The sequence below is a fragment of the Streptomyces sp. NPDC016469 genome (assembly GCF_040632905.1).
GTDB lineage: Bacteria > Actinomycetota > Actinomycetes > Streptomycetales > Streptomycetaceae > Streptomyces.
In genome coordinates this window covers 133,915-155,631 of sequence record NZ_JBEYCQ010000004.1, presented here as the reverse complement: position 1 = coordinate 155,631, position 21,717 = coordinate 133,915, and the positions used below count along the sequence as shown (strand labels likewise).

Below are 21,717 nucleotides of genomic sequence, written 5' to 3'. Positions count from 1 at the left end.
GGCGGCTGCGGGATCGGATCGGGCGCGGGCCCTGGCGGAGCGGGCGCGGGCGGCGTCGGTGCCGGGGGTGTGGGCGCGGGCGGGGTCGGCGCCGGTGGCGTCGGCTCCGGCAGCGGACCCGGGGTCGGCGCCGGAGGGACGGGGTCGGGGAACGGATGAGTCATCTCGGGCCTCCGAACGTTCGGGGGTGGACCTCTTCCACCGTCTCCCGGAGCGGCTGCCCGCGCCCGGCGAGCCCATACGTACGGACGCGGAACATGCTGCGTACGAACGACTCATCGGCCCCGCCGGGTCACCGCTCCGCGACCGCCACGGCGGCCGCCAGGCCGGGGCGCGGGCTGGACAGGACCGGGATGCCGGTGGTCGTACGCTCGGCCGCGCCGGCCATGGAGCCCTGGGCGAGCACGATGACATCCGCGTCGCACACGGCGTCGGCCGAGGCCGCCACCAGGTCGAGGAAGCCGTCGTTGTCCCCCGCCGTGAAGCGTTCCCAGGCACCACCCACCAGCACGGTGCGCACGTCCGCCCCCGGCAGACCGGCGCCGGCCGCCTCTTCGGCCAGCAACGCCCGGGTCGGCTCCAGGGTGGAGGCGAGGGCGGCGAGGACGGTGACCCGGCCCGCCCGGACGGCCGCCGCCGCCATGGGCCGGTCGACGCGCAGGACGGGGACGCCGACCGCGATCCCCGCGGCCTCCGCGACGGCCCCGATGGTCGAGCAGGTGCAGAGCACGGCGTCCGCCCCTCCGGCCGCCAGGTCCGCGATCACCGCCTCCACCTCGTCGGCCACCGCCTCGGGCCCCAGCGCCGCCGCCGTGGTCAGCAGCTCTTCGCGTACGACGTGGCGCAGGACCGTTCCCGGGTGGTCGGCGTCACGCAGGGCGTCGAAGACCGGGACGTGGACGGGCGAGGTGTGCAGCAGCGCGAGCGTCATGGCCGGGCGGCTCCTTCCGGTTCAGTACAGCTCGGGGTGCGAGGCGAGCTGCGTCTTCGCGCGCTCCACCAGCCCCTCGGGCGCCTCGGGGGCCTCGTCGGGATGGCGCGAGGCCCACGTGGCGGCGTACGGGCACAACGGCACGACGGGCACGCCCTCGCGCCCCGCCATGGCGTAGAACTCCCTGACCAGGGCACCGCCGATGCCCTTGCCCTCATGCCCGGACCCGACGACCGTATGGACGGCGACGAGCCCGGCGGGCTCACCGTCCAGCACGAAGTACGCGATGACGCCGACGGCCTCGCCGTCCTCGTACGCGGACAGCTTGCCGGCCGCCCGGTCGTCACGGATCTCGGGCCCGGTCTGCTCTGCCATGGCGGATTGCCCCTCGTTCGACGAGCCGCCTCAGCGCGCCGCGGGCACCGCGTGCGGGCTGCGCTCGGTGTCACTGCCCGGCACGGGCGCGGAGGCGTCGGCACCGAGTGCGACGATGCGGTTGTCCGCGTCGACGTGCACGATACGCGGGACGAGGGCGCGCGCCTCGGCATTCTCGACCTGGGCGTAGCTGATGAGGATGACCAGATCACCCGGGTGCACCAGGTGGGCGGCGGCCCCGTTGATCCCGATCACCCCGGAACCGCGCTCGCCCTCGATGACGTACGTCTCCAGCCGGGCCCCGTTGTCGATGTCCACGATGTGCACGAGCTCACCGGGCAGCAGGTCGGCGGCCTCCATCAGCTCGGCGTCGACGGTGACGGAACCCACGTAGTGCAGGTCGGCCTGGGTCACGGTGGCGCGGTGAATCTTGGACTTGAACATGGTGCGCAGCATGCGGGGCTCCTGAAGGACGGCTCCCTGCCCGCGTTGTTGCAGGTCAAGGGCTGGCTCCCCAGCCTACAGCGCGTCGCGTGTCCGGGGCAGCGTTCCCCGGCTTTTTCGCGTGACGGGCCGACGGCACGCGGCCGTGCGCCGCCCGTCAGGCCGAGGACAGCTGCTCCGCTATCTCCTTGACCCACGCGGCGCTCTTCGCCGGGTCGTTGAGGGAGTCGGCCCACTCCTCCGGGGTCTGGCGGTGGTGGGTGGGGCCGGCCTTGAGAGCGATGAGGAGGGCTCTGGCCGAGTCGCGCATGGCTGCCGACGTTTCGCCGCTCCCCTCGATGTCCGTGCCCGCCGCCAGTCCGTAGATCTTGCGCGCCATGGCCTGGCGTTCGCCGTTCTCCACCTTCTTCCAGAACTTCAGGGCCTCCTTCAGTGCTTCCGGCCGGGAGGCGGGCGCGGCCGGGGTCTCGTCCGCCGCCCAGCGTTCCGGGTGGCGGACCCCGTCGTAACGCTTCATGCCCGCGCGGCCGGCCTTGTAGGCGGTGACGCCGAGGATGAGGCCGGCCGCCCCTGCGGCCAGGCCCCAGCCGACCGGATTGCTCGCCAGGCCGGCTCCTCCCGCGGTGGCGGCGACCGCCGTCACGATGCCGCCCGCGGCCTTGGCGGACTCGCCCACGGCGGTGAACGCCTGCTTGCCCATCTTGTTGCGCTGTTTGCCCAGCGCGTAGGTGTGCACGGTGTTCATCGTGTTCGCGTCCTCGGCCCGTCGCATGTCGGCCGCCGCGTCACGCGCGGCGCCCGTTGCCGCCCAGGCCGCGTCGATGGCCTCGGAAACGCGCGCCATCCGGTCCTCGCCCTCGTGGTCCCAGTGGCCGTCCAGTGCCGCGTAGGCGTCATCCGCGGCCTGTTCGGCTTCCTGCCGCGCCTGGTTCAGCCGGGCCATCGCTCCCTCATCGGTGCGGTCGTGCCTTTCGAGGCCCTTCAAGGCGTGGTACTTGCGAGCGGTCAGCCCGACACGCGTTGCCGCGCGGGCGCCTTTCACCGCTCCGACGACGCTGGAGCCGATACCGCTCGCCTCGGACGCCGTCGCGGCGTGCGCCGCCAGCTGCGCCTTGGTCAGTTCCTTGGCGATGCCGAGGGCGTAGTTCCCCGCTCCGGCGGCACCGACGACCGCGTCGGCCATCTTGGAGTTGGCCTTCTTGTCCGCCGTGTGGAAGGCGGCCCCGTCCTTGTGCTTCGCGGCGTCCTTCCTGGCTTTGACCGCCTCCATGCCACTGAGGACGGCACCGGCGGTCTCCGTGACGAGGTTCTCCGACGCGGCGGCGGTCCCGGATGCGCCGGTCGAGTGCTTGAGGCCGTCGCTCGCTGTCGCGGATGCCTGCTGGGCGAAGCCCGCGTTGGCGGGGACGTGGACGCCCTTGACGAAGGTGTCGATGAGTTCGAGGTTCTTCTTGAGCTTGTCGAGGACCGCGGCGATCCGGTCGCGATAGCTCTTCGGTCCGGGGGGTGGGCCGGCGTTCTCCGGTTCCTTCCCCTCGGCGGCTTCGCCGGCACGCTGCACCGCCGCGATCGCGGCCCGGTTGCCGAAGCTGGACTGAATCGCGAGGAGGGGGTGGCCCGGCGACATGAGGGACGGGGTTCCGGTCCGGTTCCGGTCCGGGTCCCTGTGCTGCCGGGTCCGGGGCGGAGCTGTCGCCGACTGCTGGGCCGGGGCGTGGTGGACCGGGGCGCTCATGACGTACCTCTCCTGTGCCGGACCGGGCGAGTGGAGAGTAATCGGGCAGGGCCAACGGAAGGGGTACGGCGGGAAGATCGTTCATTGACGCCGGCCGGCCGGAGCACCGCAGGGGCGGTGGGCCGTCGGCGTGCCGGGCGTGCGGGGTCGTCGGCGCGCCCGCCGGCAGGCGTCAGGTGGTGGCCGGGGCAGGTGGACGGTCATGATCAGGTGGCAGGTCCCGGTGCCCGCGCCGCGGTAGGTGTGACCTGGCCGTCGTCGCCGTGATCACCGCCTTGTGGGGGGACGTCGCACGCGCGTCTCCGGTCAGCGTTCCCCGGAGCTCCGGGGATCACTACGCCCGGGCACCCGGCGCCGCGGTGCCCCCTCGGCGGACTCAGGACCGCCGGAACGGGGCGAGCGTGGCACGCACGAGATCCGCGGCACCCCAGTCCGCGTCGAACTGGGCGATGACGGCCAGGTGCTGGCGCAACTGGAGGATCGGCATCCGTGCGCGCCAGTCCCGGTCGAGTCCGGTCAGCTCCGCGTACACCTCGAAGAACACGCGCGATTCGGGCGGGGGCGACGTCGTCCACAGATGGGCCAGGTCGACTTCCGCCCACATGTACGACACGGCCGGGTCGATCAGCGCGGGCCGCCCGTCGGGGGTGGCCATGACGTTCATCGCCCATAGGTCGCCATGCGTCAGGCACGCGGGCGCGGCCGGCAGCAGGTCCGGCAGCCGGTCGCACAGCCGCTCCAGCGCCGCCCGGTCCGCGGCGTCGAGTGCTTCCTCGACACGTCGCTCGCCGAGCCAGCGCAGCAGACGGTTCCGGGCGAAGAACTCGAAACCGTCGTCGGCCCAGGTGTTCACCTGCGGACGACGCCCCAGCCAGTTGTCACGGTGCCACCCGAAGCGGGTGTGCCGCGTCGCGGTGTGCAGATGGGCCACCACGTGCGCGAGCTGCTCCCAGAACGACTCGGTCTCCGGCCGGGGCCGCAGCACGGACAGCACGAGCACGTCGCGGTCGGCGAGAACGACCTCGGGTGTGGTGATGCCGCCCGCCTCGCTCAACACGGTGAGCCCTTCGGCCTCCGCGGCGAAGACGTCGTCCGACGGTGACTCGTCGAACGCCTTGACGAACACCGACGTACCGTCAGCGCGGCGGGCCAGCCCTCCGGTCGCGGCGAAGCCTCCCGTGGTCGGCTCGATCGCGATGACGTCGGTCAGGCCCGCCGCGTGGAGGCGGTCCCGCAGGGGGACGGTCGACTTCGGCACCGTTGTGCTCCTCTCCGTCGGTGCAGCATCCAGACGGCCGGCGCCCAGCCGGACGCGGCTCGTTCACGCGGTGCGGCGCAGTGCTCACTCGTGGTCCGCGAAGGCACCGACGCCCGCACCGCCGAGCCCGTACAGGCGGTCCTCGCTCCACCACTCGGGCGTCTCGTCGGTGACCGGTGTGAGCTCCACGAGGGTCACCTCGTGCCGGCCCAGGACGAGGTGCACGTCGGCACGCCCGCCGACGACGGGTACGTTGCCGTGCGAGTGGGCCGGTTCGGCCGCCTCGCGCAAGGCGTCGAGCTGCCGGTGGCCGGGCGCGAGCGGCCGCCCCATCTCGCACCAGGCGGCCCAGGGGTTGCCCGCCTCCTCGCTCACGGAGCGGCGACGGACGTAGGCGGAGTTCCGCGCGTCCGGGGCCCCGAGGGGCAGGGAGAGCCGGAGGGTGTGCCCGCTCACGGGGTCACCGCCCGCCGGGTCGGCCGGTGCCCAGGCCAGCACCGTGACGCGCCCGTCGTCGTGCCGGGTCACCAGGTGGTCCTCGCCCCGCGCGAGCACCTGCTCACCCATCTCCGCCATGAATGCGTACAAGTGGTACGTGGGTTTCTTGATCTGCCGGTGTGTCAGCAGACCGAAGCCGCCGTGGAACGGCGCCGTGGGTATGCCCACCTCCTCGAAGACGTCGCTGAAGGTCCAGTACGAGAAGGAGTCCGCGAGGTCACCGCCGTTCACGAGTACCGGGGCCAGGTACGCCGCGTGGAACGCGGTGTCGTGGATCGGGTTGTCCGGCCGGTACGAGGAGTTGAACTCCGTGATGTGCACCGGCAGCTCCGCGAGCCCGGTGCCCGCCAACTGCCGCCTCGGGGCCCCGAACTGCTCCAGCAGCGCCGACGCCGGCATGAGCGTCTGATGAGCGCCGAACGGCACGGCCTGGACGGGACCGGACGAGTAGGCGTGACGGCTGACGAAGTCGATGGGCAGGTCGCGAGCGTCCACGAATTCCGCGAAGCGCTGGATCCACTCGTCCTGGTAGCCCGGCGCCAGCGAGGGGCCGCCGACCTGGAGCTCGGCGTCGACCTCCTTGACGGCCAGCGAGGTCACCTCGTACAGGCGGTGATAACCGTCCTGGTCGGAAGCCCAGAACGGGGCCAGGTTCGGTTCGTTCCACACCTCGATCGGCCACCGGCGCACCTGGTCGGCGCCGTAGCGGTCGATCAGGTGCCCCATCACAGCCCGGACGAGGTCCGCCCACTCCCTCTCGTCACGGGGAGGAGTGATGTTGCCCTTCCACCAGAAGACGGTGTCGTCGCCCGAGGCGAGCCCGGAGGGCATGAATCCGAGTTCGAGGAAGGGTGCGATGCCCATCTCCAGGTAGGCGTCCACCACTTGGTCGAGGTACGTGAAGGCGTGGCGTACGCGCCGCTCGCCGACGTGGTCGTAGGGGTGGTGGATGCCCATCCCGTCGCTGAGCAGACCGTGCCCCCGGATGTACCGGAAGCCGATGTCGCGCTGAACGAGGGCAAGCGAATCCTGGTAGTCGCGCCGGAGCGCGAGATCAAGGCGGCCGGTGCCGACGCAATGGCGCCAGGCGTCGGAGAGCCGGGCTGTCGGCTGCCGGGGGACGACGGTCCGCATGGTGGGGTTCCTCTGCTGCGGTGCGGCGCGCGCCTGTACGGACGGGCCGAAGGCCGACGCTCGCTCAATGTGCTGCGCACCGTAGGGAGATCGGGAAAGCGGTGTCAAGACGCCGAGCGGACCCTCCGGTCGTCTTCGGCATCCCCCTCGCACCTCGCTCCCACGAGGATCGAAACGATCGATAACGATCGCGCAACTTGCGAAAACTAATGGTTGCTCAGTGTTCATTTCAGGCGGTAGACCTTGCACCTACCTCATGGGTGGCTCATTAATTTGCGCAAAAAACCCAGCAGTTGGATCACCGGCAACAGATCAGGAGTTCCCACGATGACGAGGAGAATCCGCAGCACGACCGGTGCCGCGATCGGCTTGTGCGTCGCACTCGCCGCTGCCGGCTGCGCAGGCGGCGGCGACGGCAGCGGTACGTCCGACGGGCATGCCACCGTGACCGTCTGGACGAATGCCATGGAAGGTCGCGGGGCCAAGTACTGGAAGGATGCCGCGAAGGCGTACCAGGCCCTGCACCAGGACGTCACGGTCAAGATCCAGTCGGTCCAGAACGAGGACCTCGACGGCAAGCTGCAGAACGCGCTCAACTCGAACTCCGCGCCGAGCATCTTCCTCCAGCGCGGTGGCGGCAAGATGCGGGCCATGGTCGACGCCGGGCAGATCCGGGCACTGGACCTGACGGACACCGACAGGGCGAACGTGGGCGAGGCGGCCCTGCAAGGCGTATCGATCGACGGCAAGGTCTACGCGATGCCGCTCGACACGCAGCCCGAAGGCATCTACTACAGCAAGGACCTGTTCAAGAAGGCCGGCATCACCTCGCCGCCCACGACGATGGACGAGCTCCATGACGCCGTCGCCAAGCTGAAGGCGATCAAGGTCGCACCGATCGCCGTCGGCGCCAAGGACGCCTGGCCGGCCGCGCACTGGTACTACAACTTCGTCCTGCGCGAGTGCAGCCAGGAGACCATGCAGGAAGCCGCCAAGTCGCTGACCTTCGACGACCCGTGCTGGGACAAGGCGGGCGAGGACCTGGCCGGTCTGCTGGGGCACGAGCCCTTCCAGAAGGGCTTCCTGACGGCGACGTCGCAGCAGGGGGCCGGATCCTCCGCCGGCATGCTCGCCAACCACAAGGCGGCCATGGAACTCATGGGCAACTGGGACCCCGTTGTGATCGCCGACCTGACGCCGAACAAGAAGCAGCTCCCCGATCTGGGGTGGTTCCCCTTCCCCGCCGTGCCCGGCGGCAAGGGCGACCCGACCGCCATCATGGGCGGCGCCGGGGGCTACTCCCTCGCGAAGAACGCACCGAAGGAAGCGGCGGACTTCCTCCGGTTCGTCGTGACCAAGGAGCAGCAGGAGGCGTACGGGGAGGCATTCGACACCGTTCCGGTGAACAAGGCCGCCCAGGGCGTCGTCACCGAGACCTACAACATCTCGGCGCTGCGGGCGTTCAACAAGGCGGCGTACTCCATGCAGTTCCTCGACACCGTCTACGGCCAGAACGTCGGCAACGCCATGAACATCGCCGTCGTGAACCTGATGGCCGGCAAGGGCACTGCCGGCGACATCGTGAAGGACGTCGAAGCCGCCGCCGAGAAGGGCTGAGTAAGCACACATGAGCGACACCCTGGGCGCTGACCCGGCCCACGGCCGCCAGTCGCAGGGCATGCGAGGAGCCAGGGGTGCGGCGAAGTCCGCGACCCCGGCTCCGCCACGAGCGGCTGCCCACCGCCGAGGCCGTGCCAGGATGCGACTGGAGATCACGGTTCTGTCCGCACCGGCGGTCATCCTGTTCCTGGCGTTCGTGATCTTCCCGATCGTGCTCGCCGCGTACTACGGGTTCTACCGGTGGAAGGGCTACGGAGACCCCACCGACTGGGTCGGCCTGAGCAACTACAAACTGATCCTGACCGACCCCGCGTTCCATGACGTCCTGTGGCACAACGGTCTGCTTCTCGTGCTCTCACTGGTCGTCCAGGGTCCGATCGCGATCGCCCTCGCACTGCTGCTCAACCAGAAGATCCGCGGCCGCTCGGCCATCCGCGTCCTGATCTTCGTGCCCTACATCGTGTCCGAGATCATCGTCGGCATCGGCTGGGGCCTGATCCTGCAGAGCAACGGAGCCGCCAACGGCCTGCTGGAACGGGTGGGCCTGGGCTCCCTGGCGGCCGACTGGATCGCCGACCCGGACCTGGCCATCTGGACCCTGGTCGTCATCATCACGTGGAAGTACGTGGGCTTCGCGGTGATCCTGATGCTCGCCGGCCTGCAGTCGATCCCCGAGGAGATCTTCGAGGCCGCGCAGATCGACGGTGCCACCTACTGGCAGATCCAACGCCGCATCACGCTGCCGCTGCTGGGGCCGACGATCCGCATCTGGGCCTTCCTGTCGATCATCGGCTCACTCCAGCTGTTCGACCTCGTCTACATCATCTGGGGCCCGTACGTCTCGGGCACGACCGGCACCTCGACCATGGCGATCTACATGCTCGCCCAGGGCCGCAACGCGGGTAACTACGGGTACGGCAGCGCCGTCGCGGTGGTCATGTTCGTCATCTCGCTCGTCGTCGCCCTGATCTACCAGCGCTTCGTCCTGCGCCGCGACCTCCGGGGCGCCGTCACCGAAGGGACCGTGTGATGAGCGTGACGACCACAGTTTCCCGGATGTCCCCCGCGCCGGAGCCGGCGGCACCCGCCGTCCGCCGCGACGCGCCGCGGAAGTGGGGCAGCCCCGTCACCTACTTCGTCGCGCTGCTCTTCGTCGGGGTCTGCGTCGCACCGGTCCTCTACATCGTGCTCGGTGGATTCCGCAGCAACTCGCAGATCACCACGGACCCGGCCGGCCTCCCGCGACCCTGGGTCATCGGGAACTACACCGGCATCCTCAAGTCGAACGTCTTCTGGGGCGAGTTCGCCAACTCCCTCATCGTCGCGATCGCCAGCACCGTCGGCATCGTCGCGGCCGGGATGATGGTGAGCTTCGTCATCGCCCGCTACGACTTCAAGCTCAAGGGAGCGATGTACTCCCTGTTCGCCGCCGGCCTGATGTTCCCCATGGTCATCGCGATCACTCCGCTGTACCTCGTCATCAAGGACCTCGGACTCGTCGACAGCCTGCTCGGCGTGATCATCCCGCAGATCGCCTTCGGGCTGCCGACGACCGTCATCATCCTCGTGCCGTTCCTCAGAGCCATCCCGAACGAGCTCGAGGAGGCCGCCGCGATCGACGGACTGGGCCGGCTCGGATTCTTCTTCCGCATGGTGCTGCCGCTGTCACTGCCCGGTGTGGTGACCGTCGGCATCCTCGGATTCGTGGGCAGCTGGAACAACTACATCCTGCCGCTGTACATCCTCAACACGCAGGCGAACTACACCCTGCCGCTCGGTGTCCAGGTCTTCACCTCCCAGTACTCCACGGACACCGCGAAGGTCCTCGCCTTCACCTCACTCGCCATGCTGCCCGCACTGATCTTCTTCTCGGTATTCGAGAGGCGCATCGTCGGTGGCCTCACCGGCGCCGTGAAGGGCTGACGCAGGCATCCGGCCCGCCGGACCGTCCGTCCCTGCCCCTGCCGCACCCCTCGGCGGGGGCGGGCCGCTGCCGATGCCCACCGCCCGGCACCCGCCATCACCGCGAAAGGACCGCCGCATTGCCCCGCGCCCACATAGAACTCGACAGGCAGGCCGTCATCGCCCCTGTCCAGCGCCGCACCTTCGGCTCGTTCGTCGAGCACCTCGGCCGGTGCGTGTACACCGGTCTCTACGAGCCGGGTCATCCGAGCGCGAACGCGGACGGGTTCCGCATGGACGTCGTCGATCTCGTCCGGGAACTCGGGAGCACCACCATCCGCTACCCGGGCGGCAATTTCGTCTCCGGGTTCCGCTGGGAGGACTCCGTCGGCCCGCGCGAGAAACGGCCGGTGCGCCGCGACCTCGCCTGGCGTTCGCTCGAATCCAACCAGGTCGGTCTGGACGAGTTCGCCAGATGGCTCAGGCTCACCGACTCCGAGCTGATGCTGGCCGTCAACGTCGCCACCCGGGGCATCCTGCCCGCACTCGACCTGCTCGAGTACGCCAACCACCCCTCCGGCACGACCTTGTCGGACCTACGCGTCGCCCATGGGACTCCGCAACCGCACGACGTGCGCATGTGGTGCCTCGGCAACGAGATGGACGGGCCCTGGCAGACCGGGTTCATGACGGCGGACGACTACGGCAAGCTGGCCGCCCGCACCGCCGCCGCCATGAAGCGGGCCGACAAGAACCTCGAACTTGTCGTCTGCGGCTCCTCCGGATCGGCCATGCCGACCTTCGGCGACTGGGAACGCACCGTACTGGAGCACAGCTACGACCACGTCGACTACGTCTCCTGTCACGCGTACTACCAGGAGCACGACGGCGACCTCGGCTCCTTCCTCGCTTCGGCGACCGATATGGACTACTTCATCGACACCGTCGTCGCGACCGCCGACCACGTGGGGCACAAGAAGCGCTCGTCCAAGAAGATCGACGTCTCCTTCGACGAGTGGAACGTCTGGTACCTCAAGGAGCACCAGGAGTCCGACAAGATCCATGACGAGTGGCAGCACGCGCCCCGTCTCCTGGAGGACACCTACACCGTGGCGGACGCCGTGGTCGTCGGCAACCTGCTGATGACGCTTCTGCGCCGAAGCGACCGCGTCACCTCGGCGTCCCTGGCCCAGCTCGTCAATGTGATCGCGCCGATCATGACGGAACCCGGCGGCCCGGCCTGGCGGCAGACGACCTTCTACCCGTTCTCGATCACGAGCCGGCTGGCCACCGGCGAGGTTCTCCGCCCCCTGATCGACGCCCCGACGTACGAGACGGCGCGCTACGGGGAGGCATCCGTCATCGACGCCGTCGCGACCGCCGACGAGGACCGGGCCGCGGTCTTCCTCGTCAACCGCGACATCGCGGAGGCGGCCGAGGTCACGGTGGACGTGCGCAGCCTCGGCTGCTCACGCATCGCGGAGGCGGTGACCCTCGCCGACTCCGACGTGTACGCCAAGAACACGCTCGCCCATCGGGACCGGGTGACCCCGGCCACGAACACCGGCGCGGCACTCGCCGACGGGCTCCTCAGCATCGAGCTGCCGCCGACCTCCTGGACTGCGGTCGCCCTGCGGTGAGCGACGGCACGAGCGCGGCTCAAGGGGAGGCCGGTTTCCGGGGCACCGGCCCCCCGGACGAACCGCGGGGCCCGGTCGCCGAACGCCGCGAGACGACGTGCACGTTGCGCGATGGAACGCACCTGCGCACCCTGCTGCTCATTCCGCACGGACACGGCCCCTGGCCGGCTCTGCTGACCCGTCACCCCTACGACGTCACCCGTGAGGAGCGCGAGGGAATGCTCGACGTCGGGCGGCTCGTCGCCGCCGGGTACCTCGTCGCGCTCCAGGACGTCCGGGGCCGCTTCGGCTCCGCGGGGGTGTTCGTCCCCTGTGCGCAGGAGGTGGACGACGGCGCGGACACCGTGGCGTGGCTCGCGGCGCTTCCCGAGTGCGACGGCACCGTCGGGATGTGGGGCGCCTCCTACGCCTCGGACACCCAGTTCGCCGCCCTTCTCGGAGGCGCACCGGCGCTGCGGGCGATCGCCCCGGCCATGACGCCGGCGATGTCGGCGCTCGACGGTTTCCGTTTCCGGGGCGGGGTGCCGGAGATCGGCAGCACGCTGGCGTGGACCCACTACGCGATCGCCCCGGACCTGATCGCGCGCATCGGTTCCGTACGCGACCGGGAAGCCGAGAGGGAACGGTGGGAGGCCACCGAGCGGGCGGTCACCAACGGTTCCGCGTTCCGGGCCGGGGCCCCGTACGCCGGGCAGGACGCGGAGGCGATCGTGGCATGGGGTCTGGAACTGCTGCGGGAGCCGCTCGGGTCGGGACGTCATCGCGAGGGGAAGGTCGTCGACCGGATCGACGCGGTCGACGTACCGGCCTTCCTGATCGGCGGATGGTTCGACGTCTTCCTCGGCTCGACCCTGGAACTCCACCGGCGGCTGGTGCGCCGTGCGGCGGACTTGGGCGGGCCGGCCCCGCGCCTTCTGGTCGGCCCCTGGACTCACGACGACTACTCGGGCCGGACGGCCGGCGCGGACTTCGGACCGGGGGCGTCCGCCGACGTTCTCGGCGGCCACGGCGACCTCACCACGCAGCATCTGGCGTGGTTCGGCGAAACTCTGCGGGCTGCCGCGGCGGACTTGCCGCCGGTGCGGGTGTTCCTCATGGGCGCGAACCGGTGGACCGACCTGGAGGAGTTCCCTCCGCCCGGCACCCGGACGCTGGAGCTGTACCTGAGTGCGGAAGGCAGGCTGACCACAGGGGCGGCCGGGGCCGGCGAGCGGCGGCTGACGAGCGATCCGGCGTGCCCCGTGCCCACGTGCGGCGGGCCGGTGCTCCTCTTCGGGCCGTTCGGGGCAGGGCCCGCCGACCAGGCGGCGATCGAGGCGCGCCCGGATGTGGTCTCCTGGCGCACCGCGCCGCTCGCCGGGGAACTCACCGTGATGGGCGCGGTCCGCGCCGTCGTCCATCTCTCGACCACGGGGACTGACGCGGACGTGGTCGTGAGGGTGTGCGATGAGGGCCCCGACGGCGTCAGTCGCGTCGTCACCGACGGTGCGCAGCGGGGGTCGGCGCGGTCCGTGGACCCGGTCACGGGTGTGGGCGGGAGACGGCCGTTGGAGCCGGGCCGGGATCACGAGTTCGTGATCGATCTCTGGTCGACGGCGCACACGTTCCTGCCGGGCCACCGGGTGCGCGTCGACGTCGCACCGAGTTCGTCACCGCGCTGGGACGTCGGACGCAATGTCTTCGAGCCGGCCGGACAGGCGGCGGAGCCCGTCGTCGCGGAGTACACGATCCGGTATGGCGCCGCCCGTCCGAGCCGCCTCGTCCTCCAGGTCGTGACGCCCGCACCTTCCTGACGTGGGCGGGGAGGCCGGGGCCCCTGCCCGCGCGGGTCAGCGGGGCGCCGGTGCGGTCGCCGTGACGGGGCCGGTGGACGCCCGGACGACCAACTCCGTGGCCAGTTCCATGCGTGCCGGTGACCGGGCGCCGCCGTCCTCGCTCCGGGCGAGGTCGATGAGCAGCTTGACGGCTGCGGCGCCCAGCTCGGTGCTCGGCTGTCTGACGGTCGTCAGCCCGGGGGTGATGTACTGCGCCTCGGGCAGGTCGTCGAAGCCGATGACACTGATGTCCTCAGGGATCCGCAGACCCCGGGCCGCCAGTGCGTCGTAGACGCCGAGTGCCATGGAGTCGGCACAGGCGAAAATGCCCGTGATCCCCGGATCGCCGTCGAGCAGGGCGTGGGTGGCGGTCACCGCCTTCGCCCGGTTCCACGCACCGTGGGCCACCGAAACCGTGGCACTGCCTGCCGTCATGGTGTCGGCGGCCGCACGGAAACCGTCGACGCGCGCCCTGCTGAAGAGGTGGCGGGCATGTCCTGCGACCACTCCCATCCTCTCGTGCCCGAGGGACAGGAGATGTTCGGCGGCCATGCGGCCACCCTCCCAGTTGGCCACTCCCACGCTCGCCACCCCGGAGGGCGGTGTGCTCATGGGATCGATCAGTACGACGGGAACACCCGCGGCGAAAAGCGCGCCGAACTGCTGTGACGCGGGGTCGACCAGCGTCCCTATCACCCCGATGGTGCGCCTTCTCAGCAGCCGTGACACCCAGTCGCCGTGCGGCTGCGCGAGCGTCAGGACGACGTCGAGCCCCGCTGCCGCCGCTTCACGTCCGACCCCGGCTATCAGCAGGTTCGCCCACGATCCCTCGAAGTGGGTGACCACCAGGTCGAGCACCTGGGACAGACCGCTCTCGTCCCGCCCCTTCTCGCCCTTGGCCCCGGCGCGGCGGGTGTAGCCGACGGCCTGCACGGCTTCCATGACCTTGGCGCGGGTCTCCGCCGAGACGTCCGTTCCGCCTCGCAGCACCTTGGACACGGTGGGAACGCTCGTACCGGCGGTCTTGGCCACCAGGGACAGGGTGGGGCGCGATCCGGCTGGTCGAGGCGGCATGGGAAAAGGTTAGCCCAAGCGGCGAGGGCCCCCTTCGCGGGCCGAACGGCGCTTCGGGCGGGGCACGCCGGCCCGTCCGGACACATCTCGGATGCGGCCGCGCGTCATACGGACGGCAGCAGGGCGGGGACGTACTCGAACCAGTCGAACGCCACCGAGCCCCGGGTGGCGTACATGCCGATCACCCGGCCGGTGAATCCGCAGGCGACCTCGGTGGACAGGTAGCGCCCGTCCAGTTCGGCGAGCGGCCGGGCGTCCGGCGCCTCCGGGTCGCCCAGCCAGAAGGCGATGGTGTCGGGGCCCGTGGTGCCGCCGTCCGTGAGGTGGGGCGAGGCGGGAACGAGGTCGTGCGTACGGATCGTCACGGTGAGGCGCAGCGGCCCTGCGGCGGCCGGCGCGCGGGCCACGGTCTGGCGCAGGGGCCCGATGCGGGCGACGACGGAGACCTCGCCGTCGCCCGCCTCCACCTCGTAATGGTGGGCCTCGTCCAGGCGCACGCAGAGACCGCCGCGGCCCGTGCCGGGGTCGGTCATGGCGGTGACGCGGCAGTCGTGGTGCTGCTGGCGACGGCCGACGAAGGTGTACCCGGGGCGGTCGAGGGTGGGGCCGGTGGCCCGGAGGACGAGCAGGCCGGGGCGTTCGGTGAGCGACCAGGATGCCTGGGGGCGGGTGAACGGCGAGATCCAGTGCGGTGCGAGAGCGGGTCCGTCGAAGTCGTCGCGGGCGGGCGGGGCGGGGACGGGGTGCCAGGCGCCGCCCGGGGCCGCGTGGCTCTCGGGGACGGCGGCGACCACGGGCCAGCCGTCGTCGTCCCACTCCACGGGCGTCAGATACGTCTCGCGGCCGAGCACGTGCACGTCGGGGGTGAAGCCACGTGGGCGGACGCCGAGCAGCACCATCCACCAACTGCCGTCGGGAGCCTGCACCAGGTCCCCGTGGCCGGTGTTCTGAATGGAGCGGGCGGTCCCGCTGTGGGACAGCAGCGGGTTGGCGGGTGCGCCCTCCCAGGGGCCGCGCGGCGAGCGGCTGCGGGCGATGGACACGCTGTGGCCGCGTTCCGTGCCGCCTTCCGCGATCAGCAGGTACCACCAGTCGCCGATGCGGTAGAGGTGCGGTGCCTCGGGGAACTTGAGACCGCTGCCCGACCACGTGGGGAAGGGCCCTTCCAGTACCTCGCCGGTGACCGGGTCGACCCTGGCCATGTTGATGCCTCCGGCCGGGCCGGAGAAGGCGCACCAGCAGGTGCCGTCCTCCTCCCATGCGAGATCGGGGTCGATCCCGGTCAGGTTGATCCATACGGGGTCGCTCCACGGCCCCTCGGGCCGCTCGGCGGAGACGACGAAGTTGCCGCCACCGTCGATGTTGGTGTTGATGACCCAGTAGCGGCCTCCGTGGTGCCGGATGGTGGGGGCGTACAGACCTCCGGACGCCTTGGCCCCGGGGAGGGGCAACGGGAGTTGGCCGGGCCGGTCGAGCACGTTGCCGATGTGCTCCCAGTGGACGAGGTCCTTGCTGTGGTGGAGCGGCAACCCGGGGAAGTACTCGAAGCTGGAGCACACCAGGTAGTAGTCGTCGCCGACCCGGCAGACGCTCGGATCGGGGTGGAACCCGCTGACGACCGGGTTGTGGTACGTGTGCACGTGAAAGATCTTCCCTTCGACCGCTCCGGAGCCGCGCCCGGGCCGCCGCCGTGACGGCGGCGGCCCTCTGGACGGTCAGCGCTGTCCTCCTCCCCGGCCGGGGAGGAGGACAGCGGCGGGCCGTCTCAGGACGACAGCGACCAGCGCTGGTTGCTGCCGTTCGCGCAGGAGTAGAGCTGGAGCTGCGTGCCGTTGGCGGTGCCGGCTCCCACGGCGTCGAGGCAGAGTCCGGACTGGACACCGACGATGGTCCCGTCGGAGTTGAGGCGCCACTTCTGGTTGTCGCCGCCCCAGCAGCTGTAGATCTGGATCTTGGCGCCGTTGCCGCTGCCTGCGGCGTCCAGGCACTTGTTGCCGTAGACCCGCAGCTCACCGGCGGCGGTCTGCTCCCACTTCTGGTTGGTCGCGTCGTGGCAGTCGTACAGCTGGACCGCGGTGCCGTCCGACGTGCCGGAGTTGGGCACGTCCACGCAGCGGCCGGAGCCGACGCCCTTGAGCTGTCCGCTCTGCCCGCCCTCTTCGCCACCGTCGCCGTCACCGGGATCGGTGGACGAGCCGCTGTTGAGCGCGTTCAGGACGGAGGTGTACGCCGCCTTCTTGCTGCCGTCGTTGTTGAACAGCAGCGGTGTGTCCCCGGACCGCCAGGAGTCGCTGTCGCGTACGCCCCATACGGTGATGCCGAGGCAGCGCGAGACGGCCAGGCAGTCGTTGACGACGCTGGCGTAGGTCGAGCCCGAGGCGCCCTGGATGTCGAGTTCGGTGATGGCCACGTCGACGCCGAGGGCGGCGAAGTTCTGCAGCGTGGTGCGGAAGTTGCTGTTGTACGGGCTGCCGCTGTTGAAGTGCGACTGGAAGCCGACGCAGTCGATCGGCACGCCGCGCTGCTTGAAGTCCTTGACCATGTTGTACATCGCCTGGGTCTTCGCCCAGGTCCAGTTCTCGACGTTGTAGTCGTTGTAGCAGAGCTTCGCGCTCGGGTCGGCGGCGCGCGCGGCGCGGAAGGCGGCCTCGATCCAGTCGTTGCCGGTGCGCTGCAGGTTGGAGTCGCGGCGGGCGCCCGAACTGCCGTCGGCGAACGCCTCGTTCACGACGTCCCACTGGGCGATCTTGCCCTTGTAGTGGCCCATCACACCGTTGATGTGGTCGATCATCGCCTGGCGCAGCGTGCTGCCGCTGAGGCTCTGCATCCAGCCGGGCTGCTGGGAGTGCCAGGCCAGGGTGTGGCCGCGCACCTTCTTGCCGTTCTGTACCGCCCAGTTGTAGACGCGGTCGGCCGAGCTGAAGTTGAACTGGCCGCGCTGCGGCTCGGTCGCGTCGATCTTCATCTCGTTCTCGGCGGTCACCATGTTGAACTCGCGGGAGGCGATGGAGGTGTACGCCGAGTCGCCGAGTTTGCCCGAGGCGATGGCGGTGCCGAAGTAGCGCCCGCTCTGCGCCGCGGCGGCACCGAGCGTGGTCTCGGCGGCGTGTGCCTCCGACGGCGCGACCAGCGCGGCGGACGCGCCCAGGACGCCGACGAGCAGCGCCGGGAGCAGTGCGCGGAACGGCCGGCTGAGAGCGGATCTCGGAAGGGCGTAGGAGCCCATGGCTGTGCCTCCTCGGTAGGGGGATCGCGGAAGGACCGAAGCACGGCGGACCGCGTGGCCCGCTCAGCAACGGATGATTGGGGGTTTGACAGTGGATCGTCAATACTTCTCACCGAGAATGTTTCTGAGTCCGGGTCGAAACATTTCGAAACCATCGAAGTCGGGTTCTCGGCGAGAGATTCCGCCGAACACCTTGACTGTGAGCGCTAACATTTCTAGCTTGTGGCACCACACAACGGGCCCTGCTCGAAATGTTTCGACGGCGTCCCGTGCCCTCGCATCCCTGCCCCAGGAGGTCCCCAGATGCGGTTTCGCCTCTCGTTCCCCTTCCGCCGAGGACGCCTGCTCGCCGTCCTCGCGCCGTTCTTGCTCGTCGCCTCGTTCCTCGGTGCCGAGCCCGCGGCCGCCGCGACCGTCGACTCCAACGCCTCGTACGTCCTGGTCAACCGCAACAGCGGCAAGGCGCTGGACGTCTACAACCTGGCGACCGGTGACGGTGCCCGTATCACCCAGTGGTCCCGCAACGACCAGGCCCAGCAGCAGTGGCAGTTCGTCGATTCCGGGGACGGCTACTACCGCGTCAGGTCCCGCCACTCGGGCAAGGTGCTCGACGTCTACAACTGGTCGACCGCGAACGGCGGCTCGATCGTCCAGTGGTCCGACCTGAACGCCACCAATCAGCAGTGGCGGCTGGCCGACAGCAGTGACGGCTACGTGCGGCTGATCTCGCGCCACAGCGGCAAGGCCCTCGAAGTGCAGGGCGCCTCCACCGCCGACGGCGCGAACGTCGTGCAGTACGACGACTGGGGCGGCACCAACCAGCAGTGGAAGCTGGTGAAGGTCGGCGACGAGAACCCCGGAACCGGTACGTGTGAGCTCCCGTCCTCGTACCAGTGGAGCTCCACGGGCGCGCTGGCGCAGCCCAGGTCCGGATGGGTCTCGCTGAAGGACTTCACCGTCGTCCCGTACAACGGCAAGCAGCTCGTCTACGCGACGACGCACGACACGGGGTCGAGCTGGGGGTCCATGAACTTCACCCCGTTCACCAACTGGTCGGACATGGCGTCGGCCGGGCAGAACGCGATGTCCTCCGGGACCGTGGCACCCACGCTCTTCTACTTCGCGCCGAAGAACATCTGGGTGCTCACCTACCAGTGGGGCGCGACCGCCTTCTCGTACCGGACGTCGAACGACCCCACCAACGCGAACGGCTGGTCGGCCCCGCAGACCCTCTTCTCGGGGAGCATCAGCGGCTCCGGCACGGGACCGATCGACCAGACGCTCATCGGGGACGGGACGAACATGTACCTGTTCTTCGCCGGTGACAACGGCAAGATCTACCGGGCGAGCATGCCGATCGGGAACTTCCCGGGCAGCTTCGGTTCGTCCTCGACCGTGGTCATGAGCGACACGACGAACAACCTGTTCGAGGCCCCGCAGGTGTACAAGCTGGCGGGCCAGAACCGCTACCTCATGATGGTCGAGGCGATCGGCGCCCAGGGCCGCTACTTCCGTTCGTTCACGGCCACCAGCCTCAACGGCACGTGGACGCCGCAGGCCGCGACCGAGAGCAACCCCTTCGCCGGCAAGGCCAACAGCGGCGCCACCTGGACCAACGACATCAGCCACGGCGAACTGATCCGCACCGGCCCCGACCAGACCATGACCGTCGACCCCTGCAACCTGCAGCTGCTCTACCAGGGCCGCAGCCCCCAGTCCGGCGGTGACTACGGTCTCCTCCCCTACCGCCCCGGTCTGCTCACGCTGAAGCGCTGACCGCACCCGGCCGGCCCTCCCGCGGCGGACGCGCGGGAGGGCCGGTCGCGTCAGCGTGTGACGACGTGGCGCTCGTCGGGGACGCAGTGGGTCATCGTCAGGCCGGTGACGTCGCGCGGCGGGTTGTCGCCGAGGCGGGAGAGGCGCTGCCGGTCCTCGTCGGTGAGGTTCTGGCCGGGCAGCGGCTCCAGGCCCTTGACGTCCGCGGGGGTGATGCGGAGCCCTTCGCCGATCTTGAGGCCCAGTTCGTTCTCCACGAGCAGGAAGTGCCAGACCATCCGCTCCTGGACCGGCCGGTCGCACTGCGAGAGCAGGTCGACGAGGTTGTGCACGAGGTCGTCGCGCTCCCACTGCTCCATCAGGAGGTAGCGCTGCCCGGCCTGAAGGTAGTCGTTGGTCCGGGGGATGCGCTTGCGGGTGAGCCGGCCGCGCACCTCGGGGCCCACCTCCTCGTGCACGGGGCTCGCCTCACGCAGACCGCCCGTGATGGACGGCTCGTAGTTGACGATCGGGTTCCCGCCGCCGCCGTCCACGTGGTACGTCATCAGACCGTCGCGCTGGTTGGTGCGCACGGTGGCGTTCTTGGCCTGATTGACCGGCAGTTGCAGGTAGTTGGGCCCGACGCGGTAGCGCTGGGTGTCGCTGTACGAGAAGGTGCGGCCCACCAGCATCTTGTCGTCGGAGAAGTCCAGCCCGTCCACCAGCACACCGGTGCCGAAGGAGATCTGGTCGTTCTCCGCGAAGTAGTTCTCGGGCATCCGGTCGAGGACCATCCGCCCGACCGCCCTGGGCGGAAAGTCCTGCTCGGGCCAGGTCTTGGTGTCGTCCAGGGGGTCGAAGTCCAGCTCCGGATGGTCGTGGTCGTCCATCAGCTGGACGAGCAGCTCCCACTCCGGGTGGGCGCCGCGCCCCACCGCCTCGTACAAATCCTTCGTGGCGTGGCCGAGGCTGTCGGCCTGTACGTTGGCCGCGTCCTCCTCGGTCATGCTGCGCACACCCGCTTTGGGCATCCAGTGGTACTTCACGAGGAAGGACTCGCCGGCCTCGTTGACCCACTTGTACGTGTTGACGCCGAAGCCCTGCATATGGCGGTAGTCCGCCGGGATGCCGCGCGGGCTGAACAGGTTGACCAGCATGTGCATGGACTCGGGCGTCTGCGACATGAAGTCGAAGATGCGCCGGGGCTGCTGCTCGAACGTGACGGGGTCCGGCTTGAGCGCGTGGATCACATCGGGGAACTTGATCGCGTCCCGGATGAAGAAGATCCCCAGGTTGTTGCCGACGAGGTCCCAGTTGCCGTCCTCGGTGTAGAACTTCACCGCGAAGCCGCGCGGGTCGCGCGCCGCCTCGGAGGAGTCCCGGCCGCCGATGACGGTCGAGAAGCGCACCGCGACGTCCGTGCGCTTGCCGCGCTCCTGGAAGAGCTTGGCGCGGGTGAAGCGGGCGATGGGCTCGTCGCCGAAGGCGCCGTACGCCTCGAACCAGCCGTACGCGGTCACGCCCCGGGCGTGCACGACGCGCTCGGGGATCCGCTCGCGGTCGAAGTGGCTGATCTTCTCCAGGAACTGGTAGTTCTCCAGCGTGGCCGGGCCGCGCGCGCCGACGGTGCGCTGGTTCTGGTTGTCGTGGACGGGGTGGCCCTGCCGGTTGGTCAGCGTCTCTCGCTCGTCCCCGGCGGCGGGGCCCCTGCTCGATACGTCCGTCACGTGCGTCGACTCCTTCGGAACGTGTACCTATGCGCCTTTTCATCAAGCTATGCGAGGTTTACGCACCCGGCAGGGCGGACCGCGCGTGCGGGCGCGCGGACACGGCCTTCCCGCTGCGGCGGGTTCGGCCGTTCGGGTCGCCCCTCCCCCGGGTCAGAGCAGCAGGATGATCGCGTACACCAGGAAGAACGCCGCGATGAGGATCGTCACGCCGATGATCAGGGCCATCGGGGCCTTCGCCCAGCCCTTGGGCGGGTTGTACGTGGTGTCCTGTGGCCCCGCCCCCGACAGGCCGCTCTCGGCGGGCGGCGTCTCCCCCGGCGGCACTCCGCCGCCGCGTTCCGGTCCTGTGGTCTCGCGGGGTTCCGGATCCGGGTCCGGGGTCTGCGAAGGAGTCATGTGATCCACGTTCCCCGATGACCGCCGAATTCGCCCGCCCACGGCCAACGGCGAAGAGGTGGCGCCGGGGCCCCTGCGGTAGAACGGTCACATCGCGCGGCCCGTGTCGGAAGCGCCGGACCGGGTACCGGTTTCTCCCTGGGCAGGAACGTCGGAGACGGCCGGCCCGCCCGACCGGTGCGGCG

The 21,717-nt window shown here is 70.1% G+C and carries 17 protein-coding genes; 6 read left to right on the top strand and 11 right to left on the bottom strand.

Annotated elements, in window-relative coordinates:
* Positions 1 to 292: 292 nt before the first annotated feature.
* From ABZ565_RS05955 to ABZ565_RS05930, 6 genes are all read right to left on the bottom strand, one after another.
* Positions 293 to 931, bottom strand: coding sequence for an aspartate/glutamate racemase family protein (locus ABZ565_RS05955; protein ID WP_361020888.1), 639 nt, complete (start codon positions 929 to 931; stop codon positions 293 to 295).
* A 21-nt stretch (positions 932 to 952) separates the two neighbouring features.
* Entirely contained in the window at positions 953 to 1,306 is a 354-nt protein-coding gene (locus ABZ565_RS05950) for a GNAT family N-acetyltransferase (protein WP_361020886.1), read from the bottom strand.
* A gap of 30 nt (positions 1,307 to 1,336) precedes the next feature.
* A complete protein-coding gene (gene panD / locus ABZ565_RS05945; protein ID WP_361020884.1) occupies positions 1,337 to 1,762 on the bottom strand; it encodes an aspartate 1-decarboxylase in 426 nt (141 codons plus the stop codon).
* Between the two features lie 145 nt (positions 1,763 to 1,907).
* Positions 1,908 to 3,485, bottom strand: coding sequence for a hypothetical protein (locus ABZ565_RS05940; protein WP_361020882.1), 1,578 nt, complete (start codon positions 3,483 to 3,485; stop codon positions 1,908 to 1,910).
* 376 nt (positions 3,486 to 3,861) lie between these two features.
* Positions 3,862 to 4,743 carry a fructosamine kinase family protein gene (locus ABZ565_RS05935; RefSeq protein WP_361020880.1) on the bottom strand — a complete coding sequence of 294 codons (882 nt, stop codon included), beginning with the start codon at positions 4,741 to 4,743 and terminating at the stop codon, positions 3,862 to 3,864.
* Positions 4,744 to 4,827: 84 nt separating this feature from the next.
* Positions 4,828 to 6,375: a xylan 1,4-beta-xylosidase gene (locus ABZ565_RS05930; protein ID WP_361020878.1), complete on the bottom strand. Its 1,548-nt coding sequence runs from the start codon at positions 6,373 to 6,375 to the stop codon at positions 4,828 to 4,830.
* Positions 6,376 to 6,702: 327 nt separating this feature from the next.
* Between ABZ565_RS05930 and ABZ565_RS05925 the strand changes: the two genes are divergently transcribed.
* The 5 genes from ABZ565_RS05925 (at position 6,703) to ABZ565_RS05905 (ending at position 13,330) form a co-directional block, all read left to right on the top strand.
* Positions 6,703 to 7,992, top strand: a complete 1,290-nt coding sequence (locus ABZ565_RS05925) for an extracellular solute-binding protein (protein ID WP_361020876.1) — start codon at positions 6,703 to 6,705, stop codon at positions 7,990 to 7,992.
* A 10-nt stretch (positions 7,993 to 8,002) separates the two neighbouring features.
* The gene (locus tag ABZ565_RS05920) at positions 8,003 to 9,025 is read left to right on the top strand and encodes a sugar ABC transporter permease (RefSeq protein WP_361020874.1); all 1,023 of its coding nucleotides are present in this window, start codon (positions 8,003 to 8,005) and stop codon (positions 9,023 to 9,025) included.
* Positions 9,025 to 9,918, top strand: a complete 894-nt coding sequence (locus tag ABZ565_RS05915) for a carbohydrate ABC transporter permease (RefSeq protein WP_361020872.1) — start codon at positions 9,025 to 9,027, stop codon at positions 9,916 to 9,918. Before ABZ565_RS05920 ends, ABZ565_RS05915 begins: the two co-directional genes overlap by 1 nt.
* A gap of 119 nt (positions 9,919 to 10,037) precedes the next feature.
* Positions 10,038 to 11,537, top strand: coding sequence for an alpha-N-arabinofuranosidase (locus tag ABZ565_RS05910; RefSeq protein WP_361020870.1), 1,500 nt, complete (start codon positions 10,038 to 10,040; stop codon positions 11,535 to 11,537).
* Complete coding sequence (locus ABZ565_RS05905) at positions 11,534 to 13,330, top strand: CocE/NonD family hydrolase (protein WP_361020868.1); 1,797 nt, start codon at positions 11,534 to 11,536, stop codon at positions 13,328 to 13,330. Before ABZ565_RS05910 ends, ABZ565_RS05905 begins: the two co-directional genes overlap by 4 nt.
* Positions 13,331 to 13,366: 36 nt before the next feature.
* Here ABZ565_RS05905 and ABZ565_RS05900 read toward each other — a convergent pair whose 3' ends face one another.
* The 3 genes from ABZ565_RS05900 to ABZ565_RS05890 all read right to left on the bottom strand — a co-directional run bounded on the left by ABZ565_RS05900 (position 13,367) and on the right by ABZ565_RS05890 (position 17,651).
* Positions 13,367 to 14,425, bottom strand: coding sequence for a LacI family DNA-binding transcriptional regulator (locus tag ABZ565_RS05900; RefSeq protein ID WP_361020866.1), 1,059 nt, complete (start codon positions 14,423 to 14,425; stop codon positions 13,367 to 13,369).
* A gap of 104 nt (positions 14,426 to 14,529) precedes the next feature.
* Positions 14,530 to 16,065, bottom strand: a complete 1,536-nt coding sequence (locus ABZ565_RS05895; protein WP_361020864.1) for a glycoside hydrolase family 43 protein — start codon at positions 16,063 to 16,065, stop codon at positions 14,530 to 14,532.
* Between the two features lie 125 nt (positions 16,066 to 16,190).
* The gene (locus tag ABZ565_RS05890) at positions 16,191 to 17,651 is read right to left on the bottom strand and encodes an endo-1,4-beta-xylanase (RefSeq protein ID WP_361020862.1); all 1,461 of its coding nucleotides are present in this window, start codon (positions 17,649 to 17,651) and stop codon (positions 16,191 to 16,193) included.
* Positions 17,652 to 17,954: 303 nt separating this feature from the next.
* Between ABZ565_RS05890 and ABZ565_RS05885 the strand changes: the two genes are divergently transcribed.
* Positions 17,955 to 19,427: a non-reducing end alpha-L-arabinofuranosidase family hydrolase gene (locus ABZ565_RS05885; protein ID WP_361020860.1), complete on the top strand. Its 1,473-nt coding sequence runs from the start codon at positions 17,955 to 17,957 to the stop codon at positions 19,425 to 19,427.
* 50 nt (positions 19,428 to 19,477) lie between these two features.
* On the opposite strand, the gene ABZ565_RS05880 is transcribed toward ABZ565_RS05885, so the two are convergent.
* Positions 19,478 to 21,133: a catalase gene (locus ABZ565_RS05880; RefSeq protein ID WP_361020858.1), complete on the bottom strand. Its 1,656-nt coding sequence runs from the start codon at positions 21,131 to 21,133 to the stop codon at positions 19,478 to 19,480.
* Between the two features lie 153 nt (positions 21,134 to 21,286).
* The gene (locus ABZ565_RS05875) at positions 21,287 to 21,532 is read right to left on the bottom strand and encodes a DUF6480 family protein (RefSeq protein ID WP_361020856.1); all 246 of its coding nucleotides are present in this window, start codon (positions 21,530 to 21,532) and stop codon (positions 21,287 to 21,289) included.
* Positions 21,533 to 21,717 lie beyond the last annotated feature (185 nt).

Coding starts and splice junctions, on each gene's coding strand:
- ABZ565_RS05920 (WP_361020874.1), top strand. CDS start 8,003: ATGAGCGACACCCTGGGCGCTGACCCGGCCCACGGCCGCCAGTCGCAG.
- ABZ565_RS05890 (WP_361020862.1), bottom strand. CDS start 17,651: ATGGGCTCCTACGCCCTTCCGAGATCCGCTCTCAGCCGGCCGTTCCGC.
- ABZ565_RS05900 (WP_361020866.1), bottom strand. CDS start 14,425: ATGCCGCCTCGACCAGCCGGATCGCGCCCCACCCTGTCCCTGGTGGCC.
- ABZ565_RS05875 (WP_361020856.1), bottom strand. CDS start 21,532: ATGACTCCTTCGCAGACCCCGGACCCGGATCCGGAACCCCGCGAGACC.
- ABZ565_RS05930 (WP_361020878.1), bottom strand. CDS start 6,375: ATGCGGACCGTCGTCCCCCGGCAGCCGACAGCCCGGCTCTCCGACGCC.
- panD (WP_361020884.1), bottom strand. CDS start 1,762: ATGCTGCGCACCATGTTCAAGTCCAAGATTCACCGCGCCACCGTGACC.
- ABZ565_RS05940 (WP_361020882.1), bottom strand. CDS start 3,485: ATGAGCGCCCCGGTCCACCACGCCCCGGCCCAGCAGTCGGCGACAGCT.
- ABZ565_RS05915 (WP_361020872.1), top strand. CDS start 9,025: ATGAGCGTGACGACCACAGTTTCCCGGATGTCCCCCGCGCCGGAGCCG.
- ABZ565_RS05885 (WP_361020860.1), top strand. CDS start 17,955: ATGCGGTTTCGCCTCTCGTTCCCCTTCCGCCGAGGACGCCTGCTCGCC.
- ABZ565_RS05955 (WP_361020888.1), bottom strand. CDS start 931: ATGACGCTCGCGCTGCTGCACACCTCGCCCGTCCACGTCCCGGTCTTC.
- ABZ565_RS05950 (WP_361020886.1), bottom strand. CDS start 1,306: ATGGCAGAGCAGACCGGGCCCGAGATCCGTGACGACCGGGCGGCCGGC.
- ABZ565_RS05925 (WP_361020876.1), top strand. CDS start 6,703: ATGACGAGGAGAATCCGCAGCACGACCGGTGCCGCGATCGGCTTGTGC.